Source organism: Pantoea sp. GW821-FHT03E06, from assembly GCF_059420725.1.
Map to the genome: position 1 here is coordinate 3,496,724 of NZ_JBWKUG010000001.1, position 18,110 is coordinate 3,514,833.

The window sequence follows — 18,110 nt, forward strand, 5'->3', positions numbered from 1 at the left end:
TTCTTAAGCCACCCGTCATAATATCTAACCAGTGTGCTTCGATGTATGGTGCCCGGACGCGGAATCGAACCACGGACACGGGGATTTTCAATCCCCTGCTCTACCGACTGAGCTATCCGGGCAACGGGGCGCATTAAACCCTACTCGCGCCGCACCGTCAAACGCTTTTCGGCAAAAATCCGCTGACTGATGCCTTTTAAAGCAACCGCCAGACCAACCGGTAAAAAATCATTCTACCTATCGCAGTTATCGATGAATTTTTAATCGCTTGTGCCGATAACCGTGCTGACAACTCATACCAATAATAAGGTCCACCATGTTCAGCACCATTACATCAGGAATCCTGTCACGCCTTGCGTGGCAGAAACGCGGTCATAGCGTAGCAACGCTCAATTCGCTGCAGGATGCTATCGCCATGGTTGAATTCACCCCCGAAGGGAAGATTCTCACCGCCAACGATCTGTTTCTTGAGCGCATGGGGTATACGCTCAACGAGATCGTCGGCCAGCATCACAGCCTGTTCTGCACCACCGATCAGATCACCTCTCCGCACTATCGCGACTTCTGGCGGCGCCTGAACCGTGGCGAAGGTTTTAGCGACAAATTCCTGCGCGTGGCGAAACACAGCCGTCCCATCTGGCTGGAAGCCAACTATGTGCCGGTGCAGGATCGTAGCGGCCGCGTGATTAAAATCGTCAAGCTGGCAAGCGATATCACCGCGCGCATTATAGATGCGCAGGAGCAGCGCGCGATGACCACTGCCATAGAGCGCTCCATGGCAGTGATTGCCTTCAATTTGCAGGGCGAAGTGTTGATGACCAACGACAACTTCCTGAAAACCATGGGATACAGCGCGGCGGAGGTGGTTGGCGTGCATCACCGCCAGTTCTGTCCGCCAGAGATGCGTAACAGCGACGAATATCGCCGCTTCTGGCACAAGCTCAATCAGGGCGAATTTATCTCCGGTCAGTTTCAGCGCGTGAACAAACGCGGCCAAACGGTGTGGCTGCGCGCCACCTACAACCCGGTGTTCAATGAAGCGGGTGAGCTGTACAAAGTGGTGAAGTTCGCCACCGATGTCACCGCTCAGGTGGAGAAGAATCAGCAAGAGCGCGAGGCCGCGCAGCAAGCGTACCAAACCGCGCTGCAAACCAGCGAAAGCACGCGACTGGGCGCAACGGTAATTGAAAACAGCGTGCAGACCATGAACGATTTAGCGGGCGAGCTGCATGGTATTTCCGGCGATATCAATAATCTGAGCGAATCCTCCGATCGCATTGGTGCCATTGTTGAGAGCATTCGCCGCATCGCCGATCAAACCAACCTGCTGGCGCTCAATGCCGCCGTTGAGGCGGCGCGCGCCGGCCAACACGGCCGCAGTTTTGCCGTGGTCGCTAATGAGGTGCGTACGCTGGCGGCCAATATCAACCGCGCCACCACCGAAATTGAGAATAGGGTGCAGCAGAACCACACATTGGCGGAGAAAGCGCTGAAAGGTATCGCATCAAACCTGAAGCGCGCCGACCAGGGCGTGGTGCTAGCGCAAGAAGCCGGCGGCATGATGGCCGATATTCGCGGCAGTTCCAGCGAAGTGGTACGCGCCATCGGCCACGTTACGGATGCATTGAAAGAGGGCTAAGTCACTTATCTACTGCGCCGCTGTTGCTAACGGCGGCGCTGCAGCTGGCGGCACAAAGATATGGTCGAGGATGTTGCGCATAAGCGGCGCCGCCGTCACGCCTTCATTACCGCCGTTCTCCAGAATCAACGCCACCGCCACTTTCGGATCGTTAAACGGCGCAAAGGCGGTGTAGAAGATGTGATCGCGCAGACGCATCGGCGTCATTTTGGCGTTATAGATCTGATTCTGCTTCAGACTGAAAACTTGTGAGGTACCCGATTTGGCCGCAATGCCGTAAGGCGCGGTATGGAAATATTTGTAGCCCGTGCCGTTCGGCGCGTTCGCCATGCCGAACATGGCGTGACGCACCAGCGACCAGTACGGCGATTTGGCATCGCCAATCTGCGCCTGCGGCAGTTTTGGCTGATAGAGCTGCACCACCGTGCCGCGCTGCGATTTCTCCAGCAGATGCGGAGTGATGACGCGGCCGTTATTGATCAGCGCCACCATCGCTTTCACCATCTGAATCGGCGTCGCAACCCAGTAACCTTGCCCAATGCCCACCGACACCGTATCACCTTGATACCATACGTGTTTATGCACCTTCTGCTTCCATTCGCGGCTTGGCAGTAACCCAGCATACTCTTCATTGAGATCGATGCCGGTCGATTTGCCATAGCCAAACTGGCTTAGCATGGTGTGGATGCGATCGATGCCCATCATAAAAGCAACCTGATAGAAGAAGGTATCCGCCGACTCCTCAATAGCACGCGTCACATCCAGCATGCCGTGGCCCGATTTTTTCCAGTCGCGATATTTACGATCGGTGCCCGGCAGCGTCCAGGTGGGTGCGCCGAAGAAGGTGGTACTTGGGGTGATCACTTTATTGAGCAGCGCCGACATCGCCATATAGGGTTTGACCGTGGAAGCCGGCGGATACAAGCCTTGCGTGACGCGGTTGATCAGCGGCAGGTCTTTATCCTGCAACAGCGTTTTATACGCTTTATAGCTGATGCCTTTGACGAACGGGTTAGGATCGTAACTCGGCGCGGAAACCATCGCCAGCACGCTGCCGTCGTGCGGATCTTCAATCAGCGCCGCCGCGCGTTGCCCTGCCAACTGGCTCTCCACGTACTGCTGCAGGTGCAGATCGAGCGTCAGCGTGATGTTCTGGCCCGCAACCGGCGGCACCTCCTTCAGCACGCGCACGATACGCCCGTGGTTATCCACTTCCACTTCCTGATAGCCGGTTTTGCCGTGCAGCAGCGCTTCGTAATAGCCTTCAATGCCCTGCTTACCAATGTTGTGGTCGGCGGCATAATTCTCGCCCAGGCCTTGCGCGTTCAGGCGTTTGTAGTCATTGTCATTGATTTTAGAGACGTAACCGAGCACGTGCGCCAGGTCCGCGCCGTAAGGGTATTCGCGATCCTGGTAGGTATCGACGGTGACGCCAGTAAAGCGGAACTGATTGACGGCAAAGCGCGCCACTTCCTCATCCGTTAGCTCAGCTTTCAGTTCGACCGGCTTATAGCGGCTGCTCTGTTTGAGATCGTGCTCGAAGGTTTCGATCTCTTCTGGCGTCAGATCAACAATCGGCGTCAACGCCTTCAGCGTCTCCTGCATATTGTCGATTTTGTACGGCGTGATGTGAATGTCATACCAGCTAACGTTACGCACCAGCGGAATACCATTGCGATCGAAAATCAGACCACGAGTCGGCGCGATAGGGATCATTTTGATGTCGTTTTCGTTGGATCGCGTCTGGTAATAGCTGTGCTCATCAACCTGCAGGCGATACAGGTTAACGCCTAAAATGGTAAAGCAGATGACAACCAGGGCAAAAGCGACAATCGCACGGCGGGCAAACAGCTTTTCTTCTGCTTCGAAATTACGGAAATTCATCAGGTGGGCTTAGTCTCTTTGTTATCACGCTAATGATAAGCAGAGATCGTTTCAGAGCCAGCACGAAGATGCACAAGCCTGGGTAAAAGTGTGTCAGATGTTTACGGTGGGAAGCCAGGTCGCCATGAATGGCGACCCTACGTTCGTTGTAGGGGCGGCATTTATGCCGCCCTGGTTCATATGCGCAGCAAGGGTCGAAATTAATCGCCCAGCAGCACTGACTCCAGCGCGATCTTAATCATATCGTTGAAGGTGGTCTGGCGTTCAGCCGCGGTGGTCTGCTCGTGGGTGCGGATATGATCCGACACGGTGCAGATAGTCAGCGCTTTCGCACCAAACTCTGCTGCCACGCCGTAAATACCCGCCGCTTCCATTTCCACGCCCAGGATACCGTACTTCTCCATCACGTCGAACATCTGCGGATCTGGCGTGTAGAACAGATCGGCGGAGAAGATGTTACCCACGCGCGCCTCAACGCCCAGCGCTTTCGCTGCGTCAACCGCGTTACGCACCATCTCGAAATCAGCAATGGCGGCGAAATCGTGATCCTTGAAACGCATGCGGTTCACTTTGGAATCGGTGCAGGCACCCATACCAATCACCACGTCACGCAGTTTCACGTCTGCGCGCACGGCGCCACATGAACCCACGCGGATGATCTTCTTCACGCCGAAATCAGTGATCAGCTCTTTGGTATAGATCGAGCAAGATGGGATACCCATGCCGTGACCCATCACAGAAATCTTGCGGCCTTTATAGGTACCGGTGAAACCGAGCATGCCGCGCACGTTGTTCACTTCCACCACATCTTCGAGGAAGGTTTCAGCAATGTGCTTAGCGCGCAGCGGATCGCCAGGCATCAGTACGACGTCCGCGAAATCACCCATTTCTGCATTAATATGAGGCGTTGCCATGTTTATTTTCCTTATAAAAATTGGTGCGCTGTTTTACAGCATGCTCTTGCCGTAGTCCATGCTGGACAGGCCGAAATATTTTGCGATGGTCTGGCCGATATCGGCAAAGGTATCGCGATATCCCAGCGATCCAGGCTTCACATGCGGGCCGTAGATCAGAATTGGAATGTGCTCACGCGTGTGTTCGGTACCTTCCCAGCTTGGATCGCAGCCGTGATCGGCGGTGAGGATCAAAATGTCACCCTCTTTCACCAATTCCATCAGCTCGGGCAAGCGACGATCGAACAGCTCCAGCCCGCCCGCATAACCGGCGATATCGCGACGATGTCCCCACGTTGAGTCAAAATCAACGAAGTTGGTGAACACAATCGAGGTATCTGGCGCTTTCTTCATCTGCTCAATGGTGGCGTCGAACAGTGCATCTAAGCCGGTGGCTTTCACCTTCTGCGTGATGCCCTGCTCGGCGTAGATATCGGCGATTTTACCCACCGAAATCACTTCGCCGCCTTTCTCGTCGACCAGTTTTTTCAGCATGGTCGCCGACGGCGGTTCAACGGCCAGATCGTGACGGTTGCCGGTACGCTCGAAGTGGCCGGCTTTATCGCCAACAAACGGACGCGCAATCACGCGGCCAATGTTGTAGCCACCGTTCGTCAGCTCTTCACGAGCGATTTCGCACAGCTCATACAGGCGATCGAGGCCAAAGGTCTCTTCGTGGCAGGCAATCTGGAATACTGAATCCGCCGAAGTATAGAAAATCGGCTTGCCGGATTTCATATGCTCTTCGCCGAGTTGGTCGAGAATGACCGTTCCTGAAGAGTGGCAGTTGCCAAGATAGCCCGGCAGATCGGCACGCTTCACCAGAATATCCAGCAATTCCTGCGGGAAGCTGTTCTCTTTGTCGCTGAAATAGCCCCAATCAAACAGCACCGGCACGCCGGCGATTTCCCAGTGACCCGACGGCGTATCTTTACCCGACGAGAGTTCGCTGGCGTACGCGTACGCACCGATGATTTCCGCGTTGGGATCGAGGCCTGGCGGGAAACGACCGGTGGAAAGCTCAGCGGCTTTGCCGAGTCCTAATTTAGTCAGGTTAGGTAAGTGCAGCGGGCCTTCGCGACCTTCATTGGCGCGGCCTTCGAAACACGCTTCGGCGATATGGCCGAGGGTGTCCGATCCTTCATCACCGAATTTATCGGCGTCTTTGCTAGAACCGATCCCGAAGGAGTCGAGAACCATAATAAAAGCACGTTTCATGCAAGTCTCCTGCGCAATGCGCGATGACAAGTCAAAAAAAAGCGATCAGATCAGTATACCCGAACGGCCGCTGCCTGGCACGCGGAAGCGTGCGTTATTCGCTCACGCGACGATAAACGACCGGTGTAATTTCGGGGGCCGCGTCGCTCAGCGTAATCGCGGCTTTCACCGCGGCGGCGGCCTGCTGCCACTGCGCTTCAGAGCTTGCGTGAATAATCGCCAGCGGACGCTGCGCGTCTATCGGGGTGCCGAGCGTGGTCATATCGCTTAAGCCCACGCTGTAATCAATGCTGTCGCTGGCGCGCTGGCGACCACCGCCGAGTGACACCACCGCCATGCCGAGCGCTCGCGTATCCATGGCGCTGACAATACCGGCGCTGTCGGCATACACCGCTTTGCTTAAGGTAGGTGCAGGTAAATAGTTGTCCATCCGCTCGATGAAATCTACCGGGCCCTTTTGCGCCGCTACCATGCGGGCGAACACTTCAGCAGCTTTACCGTTATCCAGCACCTGCTGCAGTTTTTTGCGCGCATCGGCGTCGTTTTCCGCCAGTTTGCCGGAGATCAGCATTTCTGAGCACAGCGCCATCGTCACTTCCAGCAAACGTGGATTCCGCGCAACGCCGGTCAGGAATTGCACCGCTTCACGCACTTCCAGCGCGTTGCCGGCGGTAGACGCCAGCACCTGGTTCATGTCGGTAAGCAGCGCGGTGGTTTTACATCCTGCACCGTTCGCCACGCCGACAATCGCCTGCGCCAGATTTTCTGACGCGTCGAAGGTCGGCATAAAGGCACCGGAGCCCACTTTGACGTCCATCACCAGTGCATCCAATCCTTCCGCCAGTTTTTTGGCGAGGATCGAGGCGGTGATCAGCGGAATCGAATCAACGGTGGCGGTGATATCGCGCGTGGCGTAGAAACGCTTGTCGGCCGGTGCCAGCGAGTTGGTCTGGCCGATAATGGCGATACCCACGTCTTTAATAATCTCGCGGAAACGATCGTCGCTGGGGAAGATATCGAAGCCGGGAATCGCTTCCAGTTTATCCAGCGTGCCGCCGGTGTGCCCCAGGCCACGACCGGAGATCATCGGCACATAACCACCGCAGGCCGCTACCATCGGGCCGAGCATCAGCGAGGTCACATCGCCCACGCCGCCGGTGGAGTGTTTATCCACAATTGGGCCGTTGAGGTTGAGCGATTTCCAGTTCAGCACCGTGCCGGAATCGCGCATCGCCATGGTTAGCGCTACGCGCTCTTCCAGCGTCATGTCATGGAAGTAAATGGTCATCGCCAGCGCGGCGATTTGGCCTTCCGAGACGCTGTTGTCGCGCACGCCGTTAATAAAGAAGCGAATCTCTGCTTCACTCAGCGCCTGGCCGTCGCGTTTTTTACGAATAATTTCTTGTGGCAGGAACACGGTTGCCTCCCTGGAATGAGGAGGTCGCCATGAATGGCGACCCTACAAAGAATGGGTTGAACTTAGTAGCCCGCTTTACTGGTCGCGGTTTCGTGGCCCAGCGTATTGAGCAGGCTTGCCAGCAGGCTGGACGCGCCAAAGCGGAAATGACGCGCATCCGCCCAGCCTTCACCCAGCGTGTCGTCAGCCAGCTTCAGATACAGCGCCGCATCTTCAGCGGTACGTACGCCGCCCGCCGGTTTAAAGCCGACCTGCTGCTGCACGCCTTTATCGCGGATCACCTGCATCATGATGGCCGCCACTTCTGGCGTGGCGTTGACCGGCACTTTACCGGTGGAGGTTTTGATGAAATCGGCGCCCGCATCAATTGAAATCTCAGAAGCCGCACGAATCAGTGCTTCATCTTTCAGCTCACCGCTTTCGATAATCACCTTCAGCAGTACGTTGGCGTCTGCGCAGGCTTTTTTACAGGCTTTCACCAGTTCAAAACCCACGTCGCGATTACCGGCAATCAGCGCGCGATACGGGAACACCACGTCGACTTCGTCGGCACCGTAAGCGATCGCCGCGCGGGTTTCGGCCAGCGCAATCTCGATGTCATCGTTGCCGTGCGGGAAGTTGGTGACGGTAGCAATGCGAATTTCTGTTGTACCCTGCTCGCGCAGCGCTTTACGCGCCGCCGGAATAAAGCGCGGATAGATACAGATTGCAGCGGTATTGCCGGCCGGCGATTTCGCCTGACGGCACAGCGCGATCACTTTCTCGTCGGTGTCGTCTTCGTTCAGGGTGGTTAAATCCATCAGTTGCAATGCGCGCTGTGCTGCTGCTTTCAGGTCGGTCATGATGCTCTCCAAAATTCAGATCGGCGGGCACAACCCACCGGGGAATGTGATAATTCTAACAATTATCGTGACAACGAATTGCGTTTCATGTCACACATGAACAGAAAACCCGTCATTCATATACAATAATTTAGTGATTAACATCACAAATAATTGCCAATCAAGCCAGAATACCGCCCAGCTCGCCATTGTTAGTATTATCACAAAAAAGGATGCAAAAGTGTACTATCGGCTCTATCACTGTAGCTAATCAGACGTAAGGTGGCGTAAATGCAGATTTTGTCGGGTGGGGAATCAGGCTGGCAGCGCAAAAAGACGCAGGCTGTTATGCCATAACGCATTGGCGATGGTTTCAGGGGATTCACTGCGCAGCTGGCACAGCACATCAAACACATTACGCGCCCGCTCGGGGCGATTCGGCTGGCCCTGAAAACCCTGCAGCGGCATATCCGGCGCATCGGTTTCCAGTAACAGCGACGCCAGCGGCAGATGGGCGATGGTATTGCGGGTTTTGCTGGCACGTTCATAGGTGATAGTGCCGCCGACGCCAATCGCGTAGCCGAGCTGAATAAAGCGCTCAGCCTGCTGCTGGCTACCGGCGAAACCGTGTACCACGCCACGACGCGGCAGATCGTGACGACGTAAGTGCATGGCTAACTGATCGTGGGTGCGACGTGAGTGCAGAATAACCGGCAGATCATACTGCTTCGCCAGCCTGAGCTGCTTATCGAGCAGCCGCGTCTGCTTAGCGAATTGCGCATCCTCCATGTAAAGATCGAGACCGATCTCACCGATCGCCACGCGCTTGCTGTCTGGCTTTTTCAGCCAGCTTTCCAGCGCCTCAAGATGCGCATCTTCCTGATGCTGCGCAATATTAATGGGATGCAGGCCCAGCGCAGCATACAGCGCGTCATGTTGCTGCGCGAGCTGGCTAACCCGAGCGAAACGGCTGGCATCTACGCTGGGCACAATAATGCGCTCCACGCCCGACTGCGCGGCACGCTCAATGCTAGCGTGCGCATCGTCAACAAATGGGGGAAAGTCAAAGTGGCAATGCGTGTCGATAAATCTCATGCCAGCGAACCTTTATTAAAATCTGCATCGTTTTCCGCCAGCGAAGGCGTAATTACAACGCGATTATCTGGCGCATTCGCTACGGCTGCCGGCGGCGTTACCGTGATCTGACGGACAAACGGCTCGGCATCGCTCAGCCATTGCCCAAGCGTGGCGAGGAAATAACGCCCGCTGCGCCGACCTAAATGGTAATCCTGATTCAGCGACGACATCCTGCTGCCGAGCGCCATGCTCGCCAGCGGTTTCGGCGGACAGATTTCGATGATGCGCAGATTATCCGGTGGCTGCTCAATAAACTGCTGAATCTCGCGATAGCTCTCTTCATGCTGATGCAAGATGTTGATCATCGGCTGCAAGGCGCTGTCGGACAAAAAACGCTCCATGCGTTTAAACCACTTCGGCGTGTATGACATCTGCGAAGGCACGGTGCGGATCACCACAATGGTGTCTGCGCCGCGTCGTGCCGCTTCACGCACCGGAATCGCATCGCTGATACCGCCATCCAGATAACTTACGCCGTCCATCTGCACGCCGCTGCGGTAAAAGCCGGGAATGGCGCTGGAGGCCTTAATGATGTCATGCCAGTTGGTGCTGGTAGGATTGAAATACTCTGCGCGATAATCATCGCTGCGGCAGGCGCACATATAGAATTCGCTGCCTTTGGCAAACAACCCTTCGGCGGTAGTCAGCGCCAGCGGAAACTCCTGCTTGGTAATATCGATTAGCCAATCGAGATCGATAAGATGCCCACCGCGCACGAAACGCAGCGGATCAAAAAACAATTTGCTGGTGGTGTAACGAGAAATCACGCGCCGCGCGTAGCCGGGCTGGCCACAGACAAAGGCAGACAAGTTTTGTGCACCTGCTGAAGTGCCGAGTAATAGCTGAAAGGGATTGAATCCTGCGCGTTGAAACTCATCGAGTACGCCTGCAGTGAAGATACCGCGCTGACCGCCGCCTTCGCAGACGAGGGCAATTTTATTGGCTTTGAAGGGCGTTAATGCAAGCGGTTCAATAGAACCCAACGTTAATGGAATACGCGTACCCATGGACATCCCTCAGTGTTTTGCTCTGAGGGAGCTGCCAGAGGCAGCATCCCGGAGAACCAGTCATTGTCGTTCCCTGACCAATTGCTTCTGCAATCGTCGCGGCTTCGTAGTATGCCGCAAATGACTGGTCTCCGCTTTAGGTGACTCGCGGGTTAACGTCTAAGACGCAAGTAGTCAGGGTCGTTTGCGCCCGGTAAACAGGCTCACGAGGAACAGAATAATACCGACAATGAAGACAATTTTAGCTGCCCATGCTGCCGTACCCGCCAGACCGCCGAAACCTAATGCTGCAGCAATCAGAGCGATGACCAGAAAGATAATACCCCAACGAAACATAAGCCTCTCCTTTACCATTGTGAAAATCGAACTGCTTATTTACACCTTTGTTTTTATTACGAAACGGCATCAGATGATGCCGTAACGCTCGCGTTAAGATTTCACCTTCAGGTCATTCTTCACGCTTTTCACGCCTTCAATGGCTTTAGCGATTTTCTCTGCACGATCGGACTGTGCCTGGTTCGCCACCTCTCCAGATAACTGCACCACGCCATCGGTGGTTTCCACCTTCACGTTGCGCGACGGTACGATGTCATCTGCTAAAAGCTTAGCTTTAATTTCGCTGGTGGTGGCGGTATCACCGGCATACCCCTTCAGCGAAGCATTTTTGCTGTCTTTAACGTGTAGTTTGTCACTGACGGATTTCACACCTTCGACTTTCTGCACCAGCGCGACGGCTTTTTCCGCCTGATCCTGAGAAGCAACGAAGCCGCTCAAGGTCACTACGCCATCATGCGTTTTGACGGAGATATCCGTGCTTTTAATCGCTTCATCATCCACCAGCGCTGCTTTAGCTTTGGCGGTGATGCCGCTGTCATCCATATAACCATCGACTTTTTTCATAGAACTATCGATTTTCGCACCCGCGCTGTCGGAGGTTTGCTGTGCTTTCTGCGACATGGATTCATCGGCAAAAGCGGCACCGCTCAACAGAGCAGAACCCGCCAGAGCAGCAATCAGGGTTTTGGCAATCTTAGTCTTATTCATCGATATCATCCTTCTATCAGTTAACTCATCCGTTATCGCGGATGCGCCAGCAACGAACGGCGTTGCTGAGTTGATGGACGTAATGAAACCTGAAAGGTCTCTTTTCTCGTCCGACAGGATAAGAGTAGTAGGGATTACAGCTTTTGCTGACTCTTGTGGTTGATATATCGCCAAAAAGAGAAAAAAACAGCGGAATTAGGAGGAGTCTGTAACAAAGAAAACAGGGCCAGTGAAAATTACTGGCCCTGCTGATAACGCCAATTAGTGCTCGCGCGTTTTGCGGAAAGTCACGTCAGGATAGCGTTCCTGCGTGATGTTAAGGTTTACCATGGTTGGTGCGATATAAGTGAGGTTATCACCGCCGTCTAGCGCCAGGTTAACTTCGTTTTTACGCTGGAAATCGTCGAATTTTTTCGCGTCATCGCACTCAACCCAACGAGCGGTTGAGACGTTGATGGCTTCGTAAATCGCTTCAACGTTGTATTCGCTTTTCAGGCGTGCCACCACCACTTCAAACTGCAGCACACCAACCGCGCCGACGATCAGATCGTTGTTATGCACCGGGCGGAACACCTGCACGGCGCCCTCTTCCGACAGCTGAACCAGCCCTTTCAGCAGCTGTTTCTGCTTCAACGGATCGCGCAGGCGAATACGACGGAACAGCTCTGGCGCGAAGTTCGGAATGCCGGTGAACTTCATGTTTTCACCCTGGGTAAAGGTGTCGCCGATCTGGATAGTGCCATGGTTGTGCAAACCGATGATGTCGCCAGGATACGCTTCTTCAACGTGCGAACGGTCGCCCGCCATAAAGGTCAGCGCATCGGAAATCACCACATCTTTACCGGTACGAACCTGACGCAGCTTCATGCCTTTTTCGTACTTGCCGGATACCACGCGCATAAATGCCACGCGGTCGCGGTGTTTCGGGTCCATGTTTGCCTGGATCTTAAACACGAAGCCGCTGAACTTCTCTTCTTTCGCTTCCACCAGACGCGCGTCAGTGTTGCGTGGCATCGGACGCGGTGCCCAGGAAACCAGGCCATCCAGCATATGGTCAACGCCGAAGTTACCCAGCGCGGTACCGAAGAACACCGGGGTGATTTCGCCGCTCAGGAACAGCTCTTGATCGAACTCGTGCGATGCGCCCTGCACCAGCTCCAGCTCGTCGCGCAGCTGCTGAGCCAGATCTTCGCCTACCGCCGCATCCAGCTCTGGATTCGCCAGACCTTTAACGATGCGCACTTCCTGAATGGTGTGACCTTTACCGGTTTGATACAGGTAGGTTTCGTCGTTATAGAGGTGATACACCCCTTTGAACAACTTGCCGCAGCCAATCGGCCAGGTGATTGGCGCGCAGGCAATCTTCAGCTCGCTCTCCACTTCATCCAGCAGCTCCATCGGATCGCGGATGTCACGGTCAAGTTTGTTCATGAAGGTGATGATCGGCGTATCGCGCAGGCGTGTGACTTCCATCAGCTTGCGGGTACGATCTTCAACACCTTTCGCGGCGTCAATCACCATCAGACAGCAGTCGACCGCCGTTAGCGTACGGTAAGTATCTTCGGAGAAGTCTTCGTGTCCTGGGGTATCCAGCAGGTTCACAAGGCTATCGCGATACGGGAACTGCATCACCGAGGTGGTGATGGAGATACCACGTTGTTTCTCCATCTCCATCCAGTCTGATTTTGCGTGCTGATTGGAGCCGCGGCCTTTAACGGTACCGGCGGTTTGAATCGCCTGTCCGAACAGCAGCACTTTTTCGGTAATTGTGGTTTTACCGGCGTCCGGGTGCGAGATGATCGCAAAGGTACGGCGGCGCGCCACTTCTTCTAAAAAGGGGGCATTCGACATGAGTGAATTCTTCTTCAAGGGCAGCGCGCGGGTGGCGAGCTGCGATAAATCGTTTCGGGGTCATTCCGCGGGATAACGCGGCCAATGGTGACGCAGTGGCGTCGGTTCACAGCAAGATATGCGCGATCTACATTGGCGGCAGTCCTGAAGTCCCATCAGTATTGAGGCGGCATAGCATACAATATTTCGCGGAGGGGGGAAATCGTCGGATGGCCGGGCTTGTAGGGTGCGCATTCATGCGCACCAGGGAGCGTCCAGGTCAGCATAAATGCTGACCCTACGTGTTTCAGCCCAGAACCCGCACCGCCGCCGCTTTAAAGATCTTCACGCCAATCTCCAGCGAACTCAGCTCAAAACGCATATCAGGATGATGCAGGCCCGGCACCAGATTGGTTCCCAGTCCCCAGAAACCGGCCTTCAGCTGCGGATTTTTCACCGGATAATAAAAGAAATCCTCGCTGCCCGGCGTGGTTTTGGTCTCCAGCAGCCCCGCTTCGCCCAGCACATCAACAATCGCCGCGCGAATCACCGCGGTAGCTTCCTCATGGATCTCCGCGGCAGGCATCTCTTTCAACACCACCACGTCGGCCGTGGCGCCCAGCGCCGCCACGCTGTGCTGAATCGCCAGCGTCACCTTCTCTTTCAGCAAGTCCATCGGCGCGTTTTCCTGCGACCGCAGATCCCACACCACGCGCGCCTCATCCGGTACCGAATTGGTGACACCGGCATCGCACAGGAAGCGCGTCGCTTTGACGCTCCAGGTTAATCCCGGCGGCAGATGGATGGCGTTCACCGCCTGCACCGCTTGCACTGCCGCATCTAACGCGTTGACGCCCAAATGTGGCCGCGCCGCATGCGCGGGAGCCCCTTTAATGGTGGCTTCCAGCGTGCTGCAGGCAGAATAGATCACCGCCGGCGTCGCCTGTCCCACATGGCACTCTTCCAGCGGACGCACGTGAAAGCCGAGGATCATCTCCACGTCATCAAGCGCGCCGCCCTCAATCATCGCCAGCGCACCGGCCCCCAGCTCTTCCGCGGGCTGGAACAGCAGCTTCAGCCGCCCTTTCTTGATTGCACCCTCTTTCAGCAGCTCCTGCGCCGCCGTTAGCACCACCGACGAATGCCCATCGTGGCCGCAGGTATGACGCGCGCAGGGCACGCCATCAATAATATGACCTAGCGCATCCATGTCCGCCCGCAGCGCCAGCACCGGGCCGGGCACGCCGCTGTCAATTTCCGCCACGATACCGGTCGTGTTATTGATACCGCGCGTGACCTTCATGCCAGCGCTTTCCAGCTGGTCGGCAATATAAGCTGAGGTTTTAAATTCCTGAAAACCCAACTCGGGGATTTCATGCAGAAAATGGTAATGCTCTAAGACATTCGACACCGCTAAGCTCCTGACAAGTAAAGGCAAGCCCCAGCATCGCCCGATGTGCCGCTATAATCAATCCAGCGTGAATGAAAATTAGTCAAAACTGAGAACTCTTCGCATTCAACAAGTGGAATAATTCCATTTACAATCAATAAGATAAATTCAACCTTTTTACGGAAAACCCTTCACAAAAAAGTATAGATTGATGCATAATTCATCGCACTTCACCTGATAAATTAAAAAGGAATCAGCCATGTTAACTGCTGAAATGACCTCTCGTTTAAACGACCAACTGAACCTGGAATTCTTTTCTGCCAACCTGTATCTGCAGATGAGCGCCTGGTGCAGCGATAAAGGCTATGAAGGTGCCGCTTCATTCCTGAAAATGCATTCACGCGAAGAGATGCAGCACATGCAAAAGCTGTTCGATTACGTTAGCGATGCAGGTGCCCTTCCGGTTCTGGGCAGCATTGCTGCTCCGGCAATTAGCTGGACCTCGTTGAATGACGTGCTGGAAGAAGCGCTGAAGCATGAGCAGCTGATCACCAAAAAAATCAATGAGCTGGTGCATTCGGCATTAACCACGCAGGATTATTCAACCTTCAACTTCCTGCAGTGGTACGTGGCAGAGCAGCATGAAGAAGAGAAGCTGTTCAAAACCGTGCTGGATAAACTGGCGCTGGTGGGCAATAAAGGCGAAGGCCTGTTCCTGGTGGACAAAGATCTCGGCCACATGTCCGTTGACGGCCACGGCGCATAAAAAAAAAGATTACACACAGCAAAACCGCTAACGCCCGACATGTCGGGCGTTTTTTTATGGCTTCGCAGGGAAGATTGTAAGGTCGCCATTCATGGCGACCAGGATAATTAATCCAGCTCTTTCAAACGCAGTTCCGATGGCTGTGGACGCCCAAAGAAATAGCCCTGGAACAACGTACAGCCCTCTTCGCGCAGCTTGGCAAACTGCTCGCTGCTCTCTACACCTTCGGCGGTGATCTGAATATCGAGGCTGCGGCTCATGCCGGTAATGGCGCGGATAATCGCCAGCGCTTCGCGGCTATCGCCCATATCGTTGATGAACGACTTATCGATTTTGATCTTGTCGAACGGGAACGATCGCAAATAGCTCAGCGATGAATAGCCGGTGCCAAAATCATCGAGCGCAATCTGCACGCCGAGGGTTTTCAGGCTTTGCAGCGTGCGGATATTACCGAGCGTATCGTCCAGCAGCACCGATTCAGTGATCTCCACCTCCAGCCGATGCGGCGCCAGCCCTGATTCCCGCAGCGCGCCTTCGACCACCGAAACCAGCGAGCTGTTCTTGAACTGCAGCGGTGACAAATTCACCGAGACCGATTGCTCCGTGCCCCAGCTCTGTGCTTCGCGGCAGGCTTCATACAGCGCATACGCGCCGAGCATATGGATCAAGCCGGTCTCTTCGGCGATGGGGATAAAATCATTCGGCATGATCAGCCCCTTAATCGGGTGATGCCAGCGCATCAGCGCTTCATAGCCAATAATACCGTTCTCATCGGTGATCGGCTGGTAATAGAGCTTAAGCTGGCGGCCAGTAATGGCTTCACGCAGATCGTTCTCGATCACGCGACGGCTGCGCGCCAGATCGTCCATCGCCAGCGTGAAGTGTTCAAAGCGGTTGCGGCCATTGCGCTTGGCTTCGTACAGCGCCATATCGGCGCAGCGCAGCATATGTTCGGGGGTATTGGTGGTTTGTGACGTCAGCGCAATTCCCACGCTTAAGCCCACCGACAAATTATGCCCTTCAATGTTCACCGGTGGGCGAATCGCTTCTATGAGCCGCTGCGCCACCATCGCTGCTTCATCCGCACCGCGAACATTCGGTAGCACAATGGCAAACTCATCGCCCCCAATGCGTGCCAATGTATCGTGATCGCGCAGGGCGCTGCGCAGGCGTTTCGCCACCACGCGCAACAGATCGTCACCAATCTGGTGGCCCAGCGCATCATTCACATTCTTGAAGTTGTCGAGATCGAGACAGAGCGTCGCGCTGATGTACTTGTTCTGGCTATCAACCCGCAGCGCTTCGCTCAGCTTCTGGCGGAACAGCACGCGGTTTGGCAGGCTGGTGAGGTTATCGTGGTGCGCCATATGGCGTATACGCGCATCCGCTTCGCGCTGATCCGTTACGTCTTCCACAATCAGCATCACGTAGTTTTGACGCATATCCTTGCCGCTGATGGTGGTGGCGCGGGTATGCAGAATGCGCTCGCCGCCGGCGGTTAGCAGCAGCTGTTCCCGTGAATGAATACCTTCGCTACGCAACGCCACATCCGCCAGGCTGTTGAAGTAATCCCCCAGCTCCGGCGACATACATTCGTGCGGGCGTTTATGCATGATCAGCGCTTTGTTGATGCCAAACAGCTGCTCGGCTTTGTCATTTACCATCAAAATTTCACGGCTGATGGCGTCTTCGACAATCACACAAGAGGGAATATTACTGATGATGGTGTCGAGAAAGCCGGATAACTCCGACATTTTCGCGCTCTGCGTCTGCGCCAAATCCCGCGCGCGCAGCAGCTTTTGCTCATTATCTCGACGTTCGGTCACGTCGCGGGTAATTTTGGCGAAGCCAATCAGTTTGCCGGTTTCATCGCTAATCGCTTCGATAACCACGTGCGCCCAAAAGGCGGAACCGTCTTTACGGTAGCGCCAGCCTTCATCTTCAAAACGCCCGGTTTTTAACGCAATCCCGAGATTCGCTTCAGGCGCATTGGCATTGCGCTCGGCTGAACTGTAAAACACCGAGAAGTGTTGGCCAATAATCTCATCGGCAACATAGCCTTTGGCACGCTGTGCACCGCTATTCCAGTTCACCACTCGGCCCTGCACATCCAGCATATAAATGGCGTAATCGCGCACGCCCTCAACCAATAGGCGGAAGTTTTTCTCTTGCTCGTGCTGTTTGCGCAGTAGCGCCTGCTGCTCGGTACAGTCGCGAGTGATTTTAGCGTAGCCGATCAGCTTGCCGGCATCATCACGAATTGCGTCAATGATGACGTGCGCCCAAAAAGCGCTGCCGTCTTTGCGATAACGGTAACCTTCATCCTCAAATCGACCGGTTTTAAACGCGGTGCTGAGGTTCTTCTCCGGGATGTGATTGAGGCGATCCTGCGCACTGTAGAAGCGCGAGAAGTGCTGCCCAACGATCTCTTCCGCCACGTAGCCTTTTGCGCGCTGTGCGCCTACGTTCCAATTTTCAACGTTGCCGTCCAAATCGAGCATGTAGATGGCGTAATCGCTAACGCCCTCCACCAGCATACGAAAACGCTGCTCCTGTTCCCGCTGTTTCCGCTGTAATGCCTGTTGTTCGGTGCAATCGCGGGTGATTTTGGCGAAGCCCAATAGCTCACCGTACTCATCACGAATGGCGTCAATCACCACGTGTGCCCAAAACGCGCTGCCGTCTTTACGATAGCGCCAGCCTTCGGTTTCGAAACGTCCCGTCGCTGTAGCGATGGAAAGCCCACGCTGCGGTGCGCCGTTCTTACGATCGTCTTCGCTGTAGAACAGCGCAAAATTCTTCCCAACAATCTCGTCGGGCGTGTAGCCCTTGGCGCGTTCGGCCCCGGTGTTCCAGTTCGCCACGGTGCCATCGGGTTTGAGCATGTAAATGGCGTAATCCACTACGCTCTGCACCAGGAGTCGGTACATGACGTCAGAGTTATTATTCATTGTTATTCGCCTATTGCTGGCCTGGTGTTATGCAGAATTTTTAAGAAAATTCT

14 protein-coding genes and 1 tRNA gene are annotated in these 18,110 nt (G+C 54.9%); 2 read left to right on the forward strand and 13 right to left on the reverse strand.

From position 1 onward, the window contains the following. Window positions 1-46 precede the first annotated feature (46 nt). Window positions 47-122, reverse strand: a tRNA-Phe gene (locus tag AC07WB_RS16165). Between the two features lie 194 nt (window positions 123-316). Between AC07WB_RS16165 and AC07WB_RS16170 the strand changes: the two genes are divergently transcribed. Then, the gene (locus AC07WB_RS16170) at window positions 317-1,639 is read left to right on the forward strand and encodes a methyl-accepting chemotaxis protein (protein ID WP_494940842.1); all 1,323 of its coding nucleotides are present in this window, start codon (window positions 317-319) and stop codon (window positions 1,637-1,639) included. 9 nt (window positions 1,640-1,648) lie between these two features. Here the strand turns inward: AC07WB_RS16170 and mrdA are convergent, their stop codons facing one another. The 11 genes from mrdA to AC07WB_RS16225 all read right to left on the reverse strand — a co-directional run bounded on the left by mrdA (window position 1,649) and on the right by AC07WB_RS16225 (window position 14,361). Further along, window positions 1,649-3,523: a penicillin-binding protein 2 gene (mrdA, locus tag AC07WB_RS16175; protein ID WP_097096038.1), complete on the reverse strand. Its 1,875-nt coding sequence runs from the start codon at window positions 3,521-3,523 to the stop codon at window positions 1,649-1,651. Window positions 3,524-3,723: 200 nt separating this feature from the next. Next, entirely contained in the window at window positions 3,724-4,437 is a 714-nt protein-coding gene (gene deoD / locus AC07WB_RS16180) for a purine-nucleoside phosphorylase (protein ID WP_097096037.1), read from the reverse strand. A gap of 33 nt (window positions 4,438-4,470) precedes the next feature. Then, window positions 4,471-5,694, reverse strand: a complete 1,224-nt coding sequence (deoB, locus tag AC07WB_RS16185; protein ID WP_494940843.1) for a phosphopentomutase — start codon at window positions 5,692-5,694, stop codon at window positions 4,471-4,473. A 94-nt stretch (window positions 5,695-5,788) separates the two neighbouring features. Then, a complete protein-coding gene (deoA, locus tag AC07WB_RS16190) occupies window positions 5,789-7,111 on the reverse strand; it encodes a thymidine phosphorylase (RefSeq protein WP_494940844.1) in 1,323 nt (440 codons plus the stop codon). A 62-nt stretch (window positions 7,112-7,173) separates the two neighbouring features. Then, on the reverse strand, window positions 7,174-7,953 hold the full coding sequence (gene deoC / locus AC07WB_RS16195; protein WP_494940845.1) for a deoxyribose-phosphate aldolase: 780 nt from the start codon (window positions 7,951-7,953) through the stop codon (window positions 7,174-7,176). Window positions 7,954-8,247: 294 nt separating this feature from the next. Then, window positions 8,248-9,027 (reverse strand): TatD family hydrolase, encoded by a 780-nt coding sequence (locus AC07WB_RS16200; RefSeq protein WP_494940846.1) that lies wholly within the window; start codon window positions 9,025-9,027, stop codon window positions 8,248-8,250. After that, window positions 9,024-10,076, reverse strand: a complete 1,053-nt coding sequence (locus AC07WB_RS16205; protein ID WP_345828305.1) for a patatin-like phospholipase family protein — start codon at window positions 10,074-10,076, stop codon at window positions 9,024-9,026. The genes AC07WB_RS16200 and AC07WB_RS16205 overlap by 4 nt, the downstream gene beginning before the upstream one ends. A gap of 174 nt (window positions 10,077-10,250) precedes the next feature. Beyond that, window positions 10,251-10,412 carry a DUF1328 domain-containing protein gene (locus AC07WB_RS16210; RefSeq protein ID WP_007893192.1) on the reverse strand — a complete coding sequence of 54 codons (162 nt, stop codon included), beginning with the start codon at window positions 10,410-10,412 and terminating at the stop codon, window positions 10,251-10,253. Between the two features lie 93 nt (window positions 10,413-10,505). Beyond that, window positions 10,506-11,120: a molecular chaperone OsmY gene (gene osmY / locus AC07WB_RS16215; protein ID WP_097096031.1), complete on the reverse strand. Its 615-nt coding sequence runs from the start codon at window positions 11,118-11,120 to the stop codon at window positions 10,506-10,508. 261 nt (window positions 11,121-11,381) lie between these two features. Continuing rightward, on the reverse strand, window positions 11,382-12,971 hold the full coding sequence (gene prfC, locus AC07WB_RS16220; protein WP_494940847.1) for a peptide chain release factor 3: 1,590 nt from the start codon (window positions 12,969-12,971) through the stop codon (window positions 11,382-11,384). A gap of 286 nt (window positions 12,972-13,257) precedes the next feature. After that, window positions 13,258-14,361, reverse strand: coding sequence for a M20 peptidase aminoacylase family protein (locus tag AC07WB_RS16225; protein ID WP_097096029.1), 1,104 nt, complete (start codon window positions 14,359-14,361; stop codon window positions 13,258-13,260). Between the two features lie 238 nt (window positions 14,362-14,599). On the opposite strand from AC07WB_RS16225, the gene ftnA reads away from it, so the two are divergent. Then, window positions 14,600-15,106, forward strand: a complete 507-nt coding sequence (gene ftnA / locus AC07WB_RS16230) for a non-heme ferritin (protein ID WP_097096028.1) — start codon at window positions 14,600-14,602, stop codon at window positions 15,104-15,106. A 107-nt stretch (window positions 15,107-15,213) separates the two neighbouring features. Here the strand turns inward: ftnA and AC07WB_RS16235 are convergent, their stop codons facing one another. Beyond that, the gene (locus tag AC07WB_RS16235) at window positions 15,214-18,057 is read right to left on the reverse strand and encodes an EAL domain-containing protein (protein WP_494940848.1); all 2,844 of its coding nucleotides are present in this window, start codon (window positions 18,055-18,057) and stop codon (window positions 15,214-15,216) included. Window positions 18,058-18,110: the final 53 nt, after the last annotated feature.